This is a genomic window from Paraburkholderia phymatum (genome assembly GCF_040965635.1).
Classification (GTDB): Bacteria; Pseudomonadota; Gammaproteobacteria; order Burkholderiales; family Burkholderiaceae; genus Paraburkholderia; species Paraburkholderia phymatum_B.
In genome coordinates this window covers 43,033-57,240 of sequence record NZ_JBFRCH010000002.1, presented here as the reverse complement: position 1 = coordinate 57,240, position 14,208 = coordinate 43,033, and the positions used below count along the sequence as shown (strand labels likewise).

14 protein-coding genes are annotated in these 14,208 nt (G+C 63.4%); 9 read left to right on the top strand and 5 right to left on the bottom strand.

What is annotated here, in order from left to right; genetic code table 11:
• Positions 1-17 precede the first annotated feature (17 nt).
• Positions 18-1,370: an ABC transporter permease gene (locus AB4Y32_RS03690; RefSeq protein ID WP_368720041.1), complete on the top strand. Its 1,353-nt coding sequence runs from the start codon at positions 18-20 to the stop codon at positions 1,368-1,370.
• Between the two features lie 157 nt (positions 1,371-1,527).
• Here AB4Y32_RS03690 and AB4Y32_RS03685 read toward each other — a convergent pair whose 3' ends face one another.
• The 4 genes from AB4Y32_RS03685 to AB4Y32_RS03670 are packed head-to-tail and all read right to left on the bottom strand — an operon-like array spanning position 1,528 to position 3,887.
• Positions 1,528-2,061, bottom strand: a complete 534-nt coding sequence (locus AB4Y32_RS03685; protein ID WP_368720040.1) for an RDD family protein — start codon at positions 2,059-2,061, stop codon at positions 1,528-1,530.
• Between the two features lie 52 nt (positions 2,062-2,113).
• Positions 2,114-2,881 (bottom strand): DUF3106 domain-containing protein, encoded by a 768-nt coding sequence (locus AB4Y32_RS03680; protein WP_368720039.1) that lies wholly within the window; start codon positions 2,879-2,881, stop codon positions 2,114-2,116.
• Between the two features lie 17 nt (positions 2,882-2,898).
• The gene (locus AB4Y32_RS03675) at positions 2,899-3,327 is read right to left on the bottom strand and encodes a DUF3619 family protein (RefSeq protein ID WP_368720038.1); all 429 of its coding nucleotides are present in this window, start codon (positions 3,325-3,327) and stop codon (positions 2,899-2,901) included.
• A complete protein-coding gene (locus AB4Y32_RS03670) occupies positions 3,324-3,887 on the bottom strand; it encodes an RNA polymerase sigma factor (RefSeq protein ID WP_087733301.1) in 564 nt (187 codons plus the stop codon). The genes AB4Y32_RS03675 and AB4Y32_RS03670 overlap by 4 nt, the downstream gene beginning before the upstream one ends.
• Before the next feature lie 398 nt (positions 3,888-4,285).
• On the opposite strand from AB4Y32_RS03670, the gene AB4Y32_RS03665 reads away from it, so the two are divergent.
• From AB4Y32_RS03665 to AB4Y32_RS03640, 6 genes are all read left to right on the top strand, one after another.
• Entirely contained in the window at positions 4,286-6,049 is a 1,764-nt protein-coding gene (locus tag AB4Y32_RS03665) for an acetolactate synthase 3 catalytic subunit (protein ID WP_368720037.1), read from the top strand.
• 120 nt (positions 6,050-6,169) lie between these two features.
• Positions 6,170-6,661 (top strand): acetolactate synthase small subunit, encoded by a 492-nt coding sequence (ilvN, locus tag AB4Y32_RS03660; protein ID WP_007588180.1) that lies wholly within the window; start codon positions 6,170-6,172, stop codon positions 6,659-6,661.
• A gap of 111 nt (positions 6,662-6,772) precedes the next feature.
• Positions 6,773-7,789 carry a ketol-acid reductoisomerase gene (ilvC, locus tag AB4Y32_RS03655; protein WP_368720036.1) on the top strand — a complete coding sequence of 339 codons (1,017 nt, stop codon included), beginning with the start codon at positions 6,773-6,775 and terminating at the stop codon, positions 7,787-7,789.
• A gap of 122 nt (positions 7,790-7,911) precedes the next feature.
• Positions 7,912-8,550 (top strand): phosphatidylserine decarboxylase, encoded by a 639-nt coding sequence (locus AB4Y32_RS03650; RefSeq protein WP_368720035.1) that lies wholly within the window; start codon positions 7,912-7,914, stop codon positions 8,548-8,550.
• 19 nt (positions 8,551-8,569) lie between these two features.
• A complete protein-coding gene (gene pssA, locus AB4Y32_RS03645; RefSeq protein ID WP_152762421.1) occupies positions 8,570-9,445 on the top strand; it encodes a CDP-diacylglycerol--serine O-phosphatidyltransferase in 876 nt (291 codons plus the stop codon).
• 424 nt (positions 9,446-9,869) lie between these two features.
• The gene (locus AB4Y32_RS03640; RefSeq protein ID WP_087733296.1) at positions 9,870-11,420 is read left to right on the top strand and encodes a 2-isopropylmalate synthase; all 1,551 of its coding nucleotides are present in this window, start codon (positions 9,870-9,872) and stop codon (positions 11,418-11,420) included.
• Between the two features lie 130 nt (positions 11,421-11,550).
• Here AB4Y32_RS03640 and AB4Y32_RS03635 read toward each other — a convergent pair whose 3' ends face one another.
• Positions 11,551-12,066 (bottom strand): hypothetical protein, encoded by a 516-nt coding sequence (locus tag AB4Y32_RS03635; protein ID WP_368720532.1) that lies wholly within the window; start codon positions 12,064-12,066, stop codon positions 11,551-11,553.
• A 246-nt stretch (positions 12,067-12,312) separates the two neighbouring features.
• Here AB4Y32_RS03635 and AB4Y32_RS03630 point away from each other — a divergent pair, with 246 nt between their 5' ends.
• Both AB4Y32_RS03630 and rpsO read left to right on the top strand, forming a co-directional pair.
• On the top strand, positions 12,313-13,617 hold the full coding sequence (locus AB4Y32_RS03630; protein WP_368720034.1) for a branched-chain amino acid ABC transporter substrate-binding protein: 1,305 nt from the start codon (positions 12,313-12,315) through the stop codon (positions 13,615-13,617).
• Between the two features lie 220 nt (positions 13,618-13,837).
• Entirely contained in the window at positions 13,838-14,107 is a 270-nt protein-coding gene (gene rpsO / locus AB4Y32_RS03625; RefSeq protein WP_012401401.1) for a 30S ribosomal protein S15, read from the top strand.
• Positions 14,108-14,208 lie beyond the last annotated feature (101 nt).

Genomic DNA, 14,208 nt, shown 5'->3' with positions numbered 1-14,208 from the left:
CCGATGGAGCCCCGAACATGCTGAAGACCAATGAACATCCGATGAACGCAGTGTCCGACACGCGGCAGCAGCGTCTGCGCGCGTGGCTGACGAACGTGAAGTACTACCTCGGGCTTATCGTGCTGCTTGCGCTCGGCGCGCTGACGTCGCCGCATGCCGCGGACGGCAGCAATATCTTTTTGTCGTCGGCGAATTTCTCCGATGTGTTTCGCCAGGTGGCGAACGTCGGCGTGATGTCGGTCGGCATGACGCTCGTGATCATCACGGCGGGTATCGATCTGTCCGTCGGCTCGGTGATGGGCTTCGGCAGCGTGCTCACCGCGATCCTGCTCACGACGCCCGGCAGCAACGCGGCTTCGTGGACGTCGCTCGCACTCGATGCCGCCAGCGTATTCGCCGTCGTCTATATGGCGGGCGGCATGTTCGTGCGGCGCATGCGTGCGGGATTGCATGCGGGCGGCGCGCGTGTCGGTGCTCATGCAGGCGCTCATGCTGGCGGATCGCGTGGCGAGCGGCATCGCGCCGTTCGCGCGGGCGTCGCTGCGCTCGTCGCGCTGCTCGCGTGCGGCTACGCGTGGCATCAGTTGCCGCAGAAGGTGTCGCTGCTTACCGTGCTGTGGATGGTGCCGCTCGCGGGACTCGCTATCGGCGCGCTCAACGGCTTCATGATCACGCGTGGACGCATGCAGCCGTTCATCGTGACGCTCGCGGCGATGGTCGGCGTGATGGGCGTCGCGCGGCTCGTCGCAGGGCAGGATACGGCCGTGTATTCGATCTACAGCGGCAGCAACGCGACCACCGACATCGAAAATCTGCGCGCGCTGCTGTTCGGCATCGTGCCCGTGCCCGCGCTCTTTTTCATCGTGATCGCGCTGATCGCGGACTTCGTGCTCAATCGCACGGTGTTCGGCAAGTACCTGTATGCGATCGGCGGCAACGAGAAGTGCGCGCGCATTTCGGGGCTCAAGGTCGATCGCCACAAGATCGCCGCATATGCGATTTCGGGCATGCTCGCGGCGCTGGTCGGCGTGCTGTATGCGGCGCAGTACCGGCAAGGGAAGGCCGACGCGGGCGTCGGCTGGGAACTGGATGCGATCGCGGCTGTGGTGATCGGCGGAACGAGCCTGATGGGCGGCGTCGGACGGATTGCGGGGACGGTGGCGGGCGTGCTGATCTTCGGCTTTCTCGGCAACATCCTGCTGCTCAACAACATCGACAGCAATACCCAGCTGGTGCTGAAGGGGCTCATCATCGTCGTCGCGGTGTTCCTGCAGCAGACGCGGATGAATCCGCAAACGATGCTCGCGCGGCTGCGCGGCCGGCGCGTGGTCATGAATGCGCCAGGGCGCGAGGAGAAGGCGCGGCCCTGAGCGTTGACGGTCGCGCTTGCATGAGTGCGCGCCTGGGCGCGTGCATCCACGTGAGAAGGCGCGGCCGTGGACGCCGCGCATGCGTGAGGCGAACGTAAGCATGCGCCAAAGCAGGAGGGCGGGCAGTGGCGAAGCCTTTTGACCGCTGCCCGACGCGTCAGCGCGGCAACGAAACGATCCGCGTGCCGGCCAGCCGGTCGTGCAGGAACTGCCGGCTCGCGCCGAGCCGGCCGATGGCCGCGTACAGGACGAACCACACGGCGGCCAAGATCAACGTCTGCGGCACGGCGAGCCCGAGCAGCGGATGCAGCGCGAGCGGCGGCAAGAACCACAGCCACGCGAACACGTAGCGCAGCATTGCGCGCGCAACCGACAGGCGCCCGCCATCCCTCGCGCCGACGACGCGCAGCCGCCACGTCTTCATCGGCAAGGTCTGTCCGCCGTGCGTCCAGAACCAGACGAAATACACGCCGACCACCAGAGCGACCCACGCCGCGAGCCAGTTGTGATGCACGAGCCCGTTGCGCTGCTGCGTGAGCGTGCTGAACAGATAGCCCGCGAAGAACACCACGCCGAACAGCAGCACGCCTTCGTACATCAGCGTCGCCAGACGCCGGCGCACGGTGGGCGCGGCGAGTTCGGGGGATTCTGGCTTGGGCGGCAGGGCTGCGGAGTCGACGGAAGTGGACACGGGCGAGGCCTCGGTTGCCGTTGAAGAGCCCGCGGCGCGGGCTCGCGGGAGATTATGAGCCGTTGAAGATCGACGGCGCGTCGGAAGGCGAGACGGGTGTCGGCGACGCCGGAACGAAGCTGCCGGCGGCGGGAACGGCAGGCGCGCCCGGCGCGGGCGCCATGCCCGCCGCTGCGCCCGCCGATGCCCCCGCTGCCGGCGGCACGGGCACGCTCGCGAGCTTGTCCTTGCCGTTGACGAGACGGTTGATGTCCTTGATCTCGGACTTGCCCGAAGGCGGCGCGCTGACGACGGTGGGGCGGCGCTTGTGCTCGCTCGCGGCGAGCTTCTGCTTCTGCTCTTCGGAGAGCTGCTGATACGCCTTCCACGCGTTCTGACGCGCCTCGCGCGGCAGTTCCTTCGACACCTGGTAGTTCTCGCGCGCGACACGCCGCTGCTCGGGCGTCATGCGCACCCATTCCGTCATCCGCTCGTGGAGACGCTTTTGCGCTTCGGGTGTCATCTTCGGGTAGCGCGACGCGATCTTCAGCCACTTGCGCTTGCGTTCTTCGCTGAAGCTGTCCCACTGCGAAGCGAACGGCGCGAGCGCCATGTGTTCGGAGCTGGTCAGCTTCGCCCACGCAAGCGGACTGCTCGACGTCGGCAGAGCGGGCAGTTCGACGGTCAGCGCGGGGGCGGCCGCCGGCTTCGCGGGCGCGCCGGCGGCGGGCGCCGCGGCCGGCGTGGGTGTCGGATAGAAGCGCGGAAAGGTGGCGCCGAATGACACCAAGGCTGCGATCACGCATCCGGACACAACGGCGAGGCCGCGCTTATAACTCACCCGTCAACTCTCCGCCGTCAGTGGTTGCGCGTCAGATACGCGTTGAACCCGTGATCGAGATAGGCATTGAGCGGCAGGTCGTCGCTCAGCATGGCGGCGTCGATATCGGCGAGCTCGGCCGTGCGCTGGTGGTCTTCCCACCACGCGATGCCCGCGAGCCCGATAACGAGCGCAAGCAGCGGCCACGCGAGCGCGAGCTTGCGCAGGCGCGGCAGGCGGCGCGACGCTTCCTGTTGCGGCATGTCCGCGAGCGTCCCGGCGCCGACGAAGACAGGCACGAAGGCGGGCGCATGCACGGCCTCGGGCTTCTTGCGGGCGAGCGCGGCATGGCGCGCGGCGGCGAGCCGGTCGGTGGTGGCGGTCGGAATGCGGGCAGCGTTTTCGTCGAGCGCGCGGCGAAGCTGCCGCGCAAACTCGATTTCTTTTATTTCGAGAGCGGAGCTCATAGCGTGATTCCTTTGGCCTTGAGCGCGTGCGCCAGCGTGTGCGTGGCTCGCGAGCAGTGGGTTTTCACACTGCCTTCCGAGCAGCCCATCGCGGCAGCAGTCTCAGCGACATCCATATCTTCCCAGTAACGCATCAGAAACGCCTCTCGTTGACGTGCCGGTAATTTTTGGATCTCGTCGTCGATCAACTGCAGCACCTGCTCGCGCTCGAGCTGCTGCTCGCCGCTTTCCGCGCCCGTTGCGCCGTCCTGGCTTTCGAACGTCTCCAGCGGGTCGAAGTCCTCGTCTTCAGCATTGCCTAACGACGAGAACAGCGTCACCCAGGTATTGCGCACCTTTTGCCGACGGAAATAGTCGTGCATCGCATTCTGGAGAATACGCTGAAATAAAAGCGGCAGCTCAGCGGCAGGGCGGTCGCCGTATTTTTCGGCGAGCTTGATCATCGCGTCCTGCACGATGTCGAGCGACGCGTCATCGTCCCGCACGGCGTAGACCGTCTGCTTGAACGCGCGCCTTTCGACGCCCGCCAGAAAATCGGCGAGTTCCTTGTCTGATGCCATCCGTTGGGGGTCGGCGCAGCGAGTGTGCGCGGAATCGGTCGAAAAATGTCGTGAAACTCGCGGATGCTAACAAACTTTCGCGCGAATCGGGGAAAAACGCGGCAACCATGCGGCTTGCAACCAGCATTCGGTCGAGCTTCGTTGACCGTTCACGCGGTTTGGGCAAAGCGGTCAGAAGTGGACGACGGAAGGGCAGCCGCCGTCAATCATGGAAATATTTGCTTGACCAGCGGGCACATCGTAGCTATCGTCTACGGTTCGCAACATAAGTGACTTGTCTCATTTGAGTCGAGCCCAAGAAGCTCGCCTGTCAAACTGGACGCGCCGCTTGAACCCGAGCCACAAGCCCGGCAGAGAGCACCCGATCAATTTTTTGCCGAAAATTCGAAAGGTGAACGATGAATATGCCCAGCGCGGAATTCTCCACGTCGGATACCACACCCCCTCACGAAGCTGACTCGATCGGCGCCACCGTGCTCATGAAGGCACTGGCCGACGAAGACGTCGAGTTTGTCTGGGGCTATCCCGGCGGCTCGGTACTCTACATCTACGACGAGCTGTACAAGCAGGACAAGTTCCAGCATATCCTCGTGCGCCACGAGCAGGCCGCGGTTCACGCCGCCGACGCCTATTCGCGCTCGACCGGCAAGGTCGGCGTGTGCCTCGTGACCTCCGGCCCCGGCGTCACCAATGCGGTGACGGGCATCGCGACGGCCTATATGGACTCGATCCCGATGGTGATCATCAGCGGCCAGGTGCCGACTGCCGCGATCGGCCAGGATGCGTTTCAGGAGTGCGATACGGTCGGCATCACGCGTCCGTGCGTGAAGCACAACTTCCTCGTGAAGGACGTGCGCGATCTCGCCGCCACCGTCAAGAAAGCTTTCTATATCGCCCGTACCGGCCGGCCCGGCCCTGTGCTGATCGACATTCCGAAGGACGTGTCGAAGGCGCCTTGCCAGTACGAGCCGTTGAAGAGCGTATCCCTGCGTTCGTACAACCCCGTCACGAAGGGCCACTCGGGCCAGATCCGCAAGGCCGTTGCGCTGTTGCTGTCGGCGAAGCGCCCATACATCTATACAGGCGGCGGCATCATCCTCGCGGACGCATCGCGCGAGCTGAACCAGTTCGCCGATCTGCTCGGCTATCCTGTCACGAACACGCTGATGGGACTCGGCGGCTATCGCGCCGCTGACAAGAAATTCCTCGGCATGCTCGGCATGCACGGCACGTACGAAGCCAACATGGCGATGCAGCACTGCGACGTGCTGATCGCGATCGGCGCGCGCTTCGACGACCGCGTGATCGGCGACCCTGCTCACTTCGCGTCGCGTCCGCGCAAGATCATTCACATCGACATCGACCCTTCGTCGATCTCGAAGCGCGTGAAGGTCGACATCCCGATCGTCGGCGACGTGAAGGAAGTACTGAAGGAGCTGATCGAGCAGCTGCAGACGGCCGAGCATGGCCCCGACACGGAAGCGCTCGCCGCGTGGTGGAAGGACATCGAAGGCTGGCGCTCGAAAGACTGCCTGAAGTACGACCGCGCAAGCGAAATCATCAAGCCGCAGTACGTGGTCGAAAAACTGTGGGAGCTGACGGACGGCAACGCGTTCGTGTGCTCGGACGTGGGCCAGCATCAGATGTGGGCCGCGCAGTTCTACCGCTTCAACAAGCCGCGCCGCTGGATCAACTCGGGCGGCCTCGGCACGATGGGCTTCGGCTTGCCGGCGGCGATGGGCGTCAAGATGGCTCATCCGGATGACGACGTCGTCTGCATCACGGGCGAAGGCTCGATCCAGATGTGCATCCAGGAGCTGTCGACCTGCAAGCAGTACGACACGCCCGTCAAGATCGTTTCGCTCAACAACCGCTATCTGGGCATGGTGCGCCAGTGGCAGCAGATCGAATACAGCAAGCGCTATTCGCATTCGTACATGGATGCGCTGCCCGATTTCGTGAAGCTCGCCGAAGCGTACGGACACGTCGGCATGCGCATCGAAAAGACTGCGGATGTCGAGCCGGCGCTGAAGGAAGCGCTGCGCCTGAAAGATCGCACGGTGTTTCTCGACTTCCAGACCGACCCGACCGAAAACGTCTGGCCGATGGTTCAGGCCGGCAAGGGCATCACGGAGATGCTCCTCGGGTCGGAAGATCTATAACGAGCGCGTTTGTGCGCCGGCTTCGTCATGCGCGTCTTCACAAAAGGCGAGAGCGGATGGAGCGGCGCCAGATCGCATAAAGGCACGTATCGCCTGCATCGACATCTGGAAGAAGCGAACATGAGACACATCATTTCCGTCCTGCTGGAAAATGAACCGGGCGCGCTGTCGCGCGTGGTCGGCCTGTTCTCCGCACGCGGCTACAACATTGAAACCTTGACGGTGGCACCGACGGAAGACCGCTCGCTGTCGCGCATGACCATCGTCTCCATTGGCTCGGACGACGTGATCGAACAGATCACGAAGCATCTGAACCGCCTGATCGAGGTGGTGAAAGTGGTCGACCTGACCGAGGGCGCCCACATCGAGCGAGAGCTGATGCTGATCAAGGTAAGGGCGGTCGGCAAGGAACGTGAGGAGATGAAGCGTATGTCGGATATTTTCCGCGGCCGCATCATCGACGTCACCGAAAAGACCTACACGATCGAGCTGACGGGCGCGAGCGAGAAGCTCGACGCGTTCATCGAAGGGCTCGACGCCACCGCGATTCTCGAAACGGTCCGCACGGGCGGTTCGGGCATCGGACGCGGCGAGCGTATCCTGAAGGTTTGATGACGAGCCACAAAAGCCGGTTCGATCCGGGCCTGGCGCCGCGTCATCCGCCGGGCCCCGCAGCACACACACGCAGCTTTGAATTTTTCTGAATTTCGCCAAGGAACAGACATGAAAGTTTTCTACGACAAGGACGCTGACCTCTCCCTCATCAAAGGCAAGCAGGTCACCATCATCGGCTATGGCTCGCAAGGCCATGCTCACGCGCTGAACCTGAAGGAAAGCGGCGTGAACGTCACGGTGGGTCTGCGCAAGGGCGGCGCATCGTGGAGCAAGGCTGAGAACGCTGGCCTCGCGGTGAAGGAAGTGGCGGAAGCCGTGAAGGGCGCGGACGTCGTGATGATGCTGCTGCCCGACGAGCAGATCGCCGACGTGTACGCGAAGGAAGTCGCCGCGAACATCAAGCAGGGCGCGGCGCTCGCATTCGCGCACGGCTTCAACGTGCACTACGGCCAGGTGATCCCGCGCGCGGACCTCGACGTCATCATGATCGCGCCGAAGGCGCCGGGCCACACGGTGCGCAACACGTACCAGAACGGCGGCGGCGTGCCGCACCTGATTGCTGTCGCGCAAGACAAATCGGGCGCGGCGCGCGACATCGCGCTGTCGTACGCAGCGGCGAACGGCGGCGGCCGTGCCGGCATCATCGAAACGAACTTCCGCGAAGAGACGGAAACCGACCTGTTCGGCGAGCAGGCCGTGCTGTGCGGCGGTACCGTCGACCTGATCAAGGCCGGCTTCGAAACGCTGGTCGAAGCGGGCTACGCGCCGGAAATGGCGTACTTCGAGTGCCTGCACGAACTGAAGCTGATCGTCGACCTGATCTACGAAGGCGGCATCGCGAACATGAACTACTCGATCTCGAACAACGCCGAGTATGGCGAGTACGTGACGGGCCCGCGCATCATCACGGACGAAACGAAGAAGGTGATGAAGGAAGTCCTGAAGGACATCCAGACGGGCGAGTACGCGAAGAGCTTCATCATCGAAAACCGCGCTGGTGCGCCGACGCTGCAGTCGCGTCGCCGCATCACCGCCGAGCACCAGATCGAGCAGGTCGGTGCGAAGCTGCGCGCGATGATGCCGTGGATCGCGAAGAACAAGCTGGTCGATCAGTCGAAGAACTAATCTGCCTGTTTTTCGCACTCCGGCGCACGAAATGCGCCGGAAGCATCAAAAAGCCGTCCAGGTGTGCTGAACCCTGGACGGCTTTTGCTATCCTACGGTTTTCCAAAAGACTGAACCCACTTATGAGTTACCCCCATCCGATCATCGCGCGCGAAGGCTGGCCGTTCATCGCCGTCGCGGTCGTCGTTGCGTTGTTGATCCACTTCGTCGCAGGGTTCGGCATTGCCTGGATTTTCTGGCTGTTGGTCATCTTCATCGTGCAGTTTTTCCGCGATCCTGCCCGTCCTATCCCGACCCAGGCGAACGCGGTGCTGTGCCCGGCGGATGGCCGCATCGTCGCAGTCGAAACCGCGCATGATCCGTATGCGAACCGCGAAGCGCTGAAGATCAGCGTGTTCATGAACGTGTTCAACGTGCATTCGCAGCGCTCGCCCGTCGACGGCGCGATCTCGAAGGTCGAGTACTTTCCGGGCGCGTATCTGAATGCTGCTGTCGATAAAGCCTCGACGGAAAACGAACGTAACGCGATCGTCATCGAAACCGCGAGCGGTGCGACCGTGACCTCCGTGCAGATCGCCGGCCTGATCGCGCGGCGCATTCTCTGCTACGTGAGGGCGGGCGAGCCGCTGACGCGCGGCCAGCGCTATGGCTTCATCCGCTTCGGTTCGCGCGTCGACTTGTATTTGCCCATGGGCAGCCGTCCGCGTGTGTCGATCGGCGAGAAGGTGTCCGCGTCGTCCACGATTCTGGCTGAGCTATAAGCGGCACAGGGAGAGTTCGATGGCCGCATTCAAACCGCGTCGTCCTCGCAGCAGCGGTGCGCCGCAGCCGCGTCCGTTCCGACGCAACAAGCCGCCCGTCGTAGCGGAATCCGCCGTGATCGACAGCCGGCGCGCCGCGCGTCAGCAATTCCTGCGCAAGCGCGGCATCTATCTGCTGCCGAACGCGTTCACGACGGCCGCGCTCTTCTGCGGCTTCTTCGCTGTCGTGCAGGCAATGAACGTGCGCTTCGAAGTCGCGGCGATCGCGATTTTCGTCGCGATGGTGCTCGACGGCATGGACGGCCGCGTCGCGCGCATGACGCATACCCAAAGCGCATTCGGCGAGCAGTTCGACAGCCTGTCGGACATGGTGTCGTTCGGCGTCGCGCCGGCGCTCGTGATGTACGAGTGGATTCTCAAGGACCTCGGCCGGTGGGGCTGGCTTGCGGCGTTCGTCTACTGCTCGGGCGCGGCGCTGCGTCTCGCGCGCTTCAACACGAACATCGGCGTCGTCGACAAGCGCTTCTTCCAGGGCATGCCGAGCCCGGCCGCGGCCGCGCTGATCGCGGGCTTCGTGTGGCTCGCCACCGACAACCGCGTGCCGCTCAAGCTCGTGTGGCTGCCGTGGGTCGCGTTCGCGCTGACCATCTACGCGGGCGTCACGATGGTGTCGAATGCACCGTTCTACAGCGGCAAGGCGCTCGACGTGCGCCATCGTGTGCCGTTCGCGGCGATCCTGCTGGTGGTGGTCGCGTTCGTGCTGGTGTCGTCGGACCCGCCGCTGATGCTGTTCGGCCTCTTCGTGCTGTACGGCTTTTCCGGGTACGTGTTCTGGGCGTACCGCGCTATGCGCGGAATGGGCAATCCGGCGCGCTCGTCGCAGCGTCCGAACTGACGGCGCTTACACGCAGCGCAGTGAAATGGAAACGGAACGGCAGCCTTCGGGCTGCCGTTTTTTCTTGCCGGTTCCTGTCCACGGTTCGTCTTGCTCGTTTGCACCGCCGATTCACCTTCGCGACGTGAACGTGAGTGTGGCGATCGCAGGCCGCTGGCAAATCCTATGGCCGCCCTGGTTAGCCTCAATTGCGCGTTTTCGGGATTGCCGCTATAGTCGCTGGCATGGCACTTTCCAAGTTCCCCTTCCTGTCTCTTCAAGCCGGCAAGCTACTAAGCTCGCTAGCTCTAGCGCGCCTGCCGCGCTGATCGTTTTCGCCCTCCGTTTGCCTCGTTCGTTGTTTAGCGTCGCCTGCGGTGGTGGCGCAAACACTCGAATTCCGTTTTCCTGATTCAAACCAACCGAATCCCCCTGGAGACCTGAGATGGCAGACAAGCTCATCATTTTCGACACGACGTTGCGCGACGGCGAGCAATCGCCCGGAGCGTCGATGACGAAGGAAGAAAAAATCCGCATCGCGAAGCAGCTCGAACGGATGAAAGTCGACGTGATCGAAGCAGGCTTCGCCGCCAGCTCGAACGGCGATTTCGACGCGATCCACACGATCGCAGGCATGATCAAGGACAGCACGGTCTGCTCGCTCGCGCGCGCGAACGACAAGGACATCCAGCGTGCCGCCGACGCGCTCAAGCCCGCCGATCACTTCCGCATCCACACGTTCATCGCGACGTCCGCGCTGCACATGGAAAAGAAGCTGCGCATGTCGCCCGAGCAGGTGCTGGAGCAGGCGAAGCTGGCCGTGCGTTTCGCGCGCAAGTTCACGAACGACGTCGAGTTCTCGCCGGAAGACGGCAGCCGCTCGGACATGGACTTCCTGTGCCGCGTGCTCGAAGCCGTGATCGCGGAAGGCGCGACGACGATCAACATCGCGGATACCGTCGGCTACGGCGTGCCGGAACTGTACGGCAATCTCGTGAAGACGCTGCGCGAGCGCATTCCGAATTCGGATAAGGCGATCTTCTCGGTGCACTGTCACAACGACCTCGGCATGGCCGTGGCGAACTCGCTGGCGGGCGTGCAGATCGGCGGCGCGCGTCAGGTGGAGTGCACGGTCAACGGTCTCGGCGAGCGCGCGGGCAATACGTCGCTCGAAGAAATCGTGATGGCCGTGAAGACGCGCAAGGACTACTTCGGCCTCGACCTCGGCATCGACACGACGCAGATCGTGCCGGCGTCGAAGCTCGTGTCGCAGATCACGGGTTTCGTCGTGCAGCCGAACAAGGCCGTGGTTGGCGCGAACGCGTTTGCGCACGCGTCGGGCATCCATCAGGACGGCGTGCTGAAGGCGCGCGACACGTACGAAATCATGCGCGCCGAAGACGTGGGCTGGACGGCGAACAAGATCGTGCTCGGCAAGCTGTCGGGGCGCAACGCGTTCAAGCAGCGTCTGCAGGAACTCGGCATCACGCTCGACAGCGAAAGCGAACTGAACCTCGCGTTCCAGCGCTTCAAGGAACTGGCGGACCGCAAGGCCGAAATCTTCGACGAGGACATCATCGCGATCGTCGCGGAAGAGTCGGCGGAAGCGCAGGAGAAGGAGCATTACAAGTTCGTGTCGCTGTCGCAGCATTCGGAAACGGGCGAGCGGCCGCATGCGCGGATCGTGTTCTCGGTCGCAGGCAAGGAAGTGGTCGGCGAGGCGAACGGCAACGGTCCCGTCGACGCGACGCTGAACGCGATCGAAACCGAAGTCGGTAGCGGCTCGGAACTGCTGCTGTACTCCGTCAACGCGATCACGACGGGCACGCAGGCGCAAGGCGAAGTGACCGTGCGCCTGTCGAAGGCGGGGCGCATCGTGAACGGCGTGGGTACGGACCCGGATATCGTCGCTGCATCGGCGAAGGCGTATATCTCGGCGCTCAACCGTCTGTATGCAGGCCAGGACAAGCTGAATCCGCAGCGCGCGGAAATCTGACTGCGCGTTCGTTGTGTTCGGTTGCATCGAAAAAACCCGCTGCGGCGGGGTTTTTATCGGCTGCGCGTTCCATGAAAAAAGCCACCTCGACCGGCGGCTTTTTCGTTATTGGCTCGGACAGGAGGCGGCTTCAGAAGAAGCTACGCCGATCCGGATCGTGCAGCGGATCGGGCGTCTTCTGCGTCAGACGCAGGATGCCCTGGTCGTCGAAATAGAAGCTGTACATCATGTACCAGACGTTGTCCTCCTGATAGCGATACGTCCACACCTCGCGCTTCATCAGCGGGAAATAGTTCGTTTCGACGGGGCGACCGAAGTTGACCAGCACGTCGTCGCGCGTCCATTTGCCGATTTCCGCGCGATAGAACTCGTTCGGCTGCAGCACCTGCCGCACGTTCACGATCTTGCCGGACGCGTCGACGTCGGCGGCCGTCGTCGTTTCGCCCATCGGCTGCGTCGGCCACATCAGGCGCTTGCCGCCGTTCGGCAGATCGTAGACTTCGCGCGGCGGCCCGAGGCGGGCGACGATCGTCGACGCGTCCGCGCCCTCTTGATAGTTCTGCCAGGGCTGCGCGCAGCCGGCGAGAATGACGCCCGCGCAAGCGAGAACGGCCAGCGCGCCGCGCGCCGTACGCAAGCCCGGCATCGTCGGCGCGACGGATGAAAGGCGGTTGAACATGACACCTCCGATGGCGTTCGATGGTTGATTGTTATTGTGCCGTCGACAGGAGTTGATGCTTTCGCTGTTACTCCCGTCCCATGCAAGTTCATTGCGAGCAGATATTTTGACACGTGCTGGGTCAAAAGATTTTTGGGCCTTGCGTTCGGAGAGACGCGTATTCGCTTGCTCGTGGGCGGCGCGCCGTCCTATGATCCGCGCTTCGATCGACAGATGAGACCCGCTGATGAAAACAAAATCGACCAGGGCGGCAGTGGCAGCGATGACGCTGGCAATCGCGGCAATCGCAGCGTGGCCAGCAGCGAGCGTGCATGCGCAGAACGCCCGCCGGGAGCGCCGATCCGCATCGCGATGATCGAAGGCATGTCCGGTCCGTTTGCGAACGCGGGCGCGGCCGTCGAGCGCAATCTGCGCTTCGGTGTCGAGACGGTCAACGCGCGCGGCGGCGTGAAGCTCGCGGACGGCGCGCATCCTCTCGAACTCGTCGTGCTCGACAGCAAGGGCAGCGCGGAAGAGGCGCTCGTGCAATTGCGCGCGGCCGCCGACAGACACATCGGCTTCATCGCGCAAGGCAACAGCTCGGCCGTAGCGGCGGCGCTGCTGGCTGCGATTGACAAGCAGAACAGGCGTGAGCCGGACAATCGCGAACTGTTCCTCAACTATTCCGCCGACGATCCGGCGCTCACCAACGCGAACTGCAGCTTCTGGCACTTTCGCTTCGACGCGCACGCAGGCATGCGGATGGACGCGCTCGCGGATGTGATCCAGCGCGACAAGTCGGTGAAGAAGGTCTATCTGCTGAATCAGGACTACAGCTTCGGGCATGACGTGAGCACGTTGGCGCGCGCGGCGCTTGCATCGAAGCGGCCGGATGTCGTCGTGGCTGGCGACGAGTTTCACCCCATCGGCCGCGTGAAGGATTTCGCGCCGTACATCGCGAAGATTCGCGCGAGCGGCGCCGACGCCGTGATCACGGGCAACTGGGGCAACGATCTGACGCTGCTCGTCAAGGCGGCGCGCGAGCAGGGCGTCGATACGAAGTTCTACACGTTCTACGGCAACAGCCTCGGCGCGCCGGCCGCGCTCGGTGACGCGGGCGTGAAGCGTGTGGTCGCCGTCGCCGACTGGCATCCGAACGCGGGCGGCGCGGCATCGGACGCATGGTACGCGTCGTTCCGCCAGCGGTTCCCGGCTGCGCAGGACGACTACCCGGTGCTGCGCATGCCGCTGATGATCGAAATGCTGGCGGCAGCGATGAGCCGTGCGGGCAGCGCGCAGCCCGACAAGGTCGCGAAGGCGCTCGAAGGCATGAAGTACGACAACGGCTTCCACCCGTCGTGGATGCGCGCCGACGATCATCAACTGATCCAGCCCCTTTACGTGATGGAAATGGACAAGGCTGGCATGCAGGGCGTCCAGTTCGACAACGAGGGCTCGCAATATGGCTTCCGGACCGTGCTGGCGCTGCCGCCCGAACGCACTGTTGCGGCCACGACGTGCCGGATGAAGCGGCCCTGAATAAGCCCGTGAATGAGCCTGTGATGAACCCGAAAGCGCCCCAAAAAACCGACCCAAAACGGACCGCAATACGGCGCTCGGACCCCTGCGCGAAGCACGGCCCGAAACGGCGGGGTTCGCCGGATGATCCGGCTGTGATACAATACGCGACTCGTTTTGTTGTAACCGCACGGCACGGCCTTTCTTCCGTGACCGCCTGTTTGATTCAAAGGAAATCAACATGTCCGTAGCTGAAATCAAGAAATCCGACGTCGTCGCGCAATTTGCACGTGGCGCAAACGACACCGGCTCCCCCGAAGTTCAAGTCGCGCTGCTCACGACGCGCATCAACGAACTGACGGTTCACTTCAAGGCCCACACGAAGGATCATCACAGCCGCCGCGGTCTGCTGCGCATGGTGAGCCGTCGTCGCAAGCTGCTCGACTACCTGAAGGGCAAGGACGCCGATCGTTACCGCGCTCTGATCGAGAAGCTGGGCCTGCGTAAGTAATCGGACGCATCGGACTTTCTGTCAGCAAGATGCCTGTGTCAGTTCCGCTGATACAGGCATTTTGTTTTTCGACGGTACGCTTCGTGTGAGGTTTGCCATCG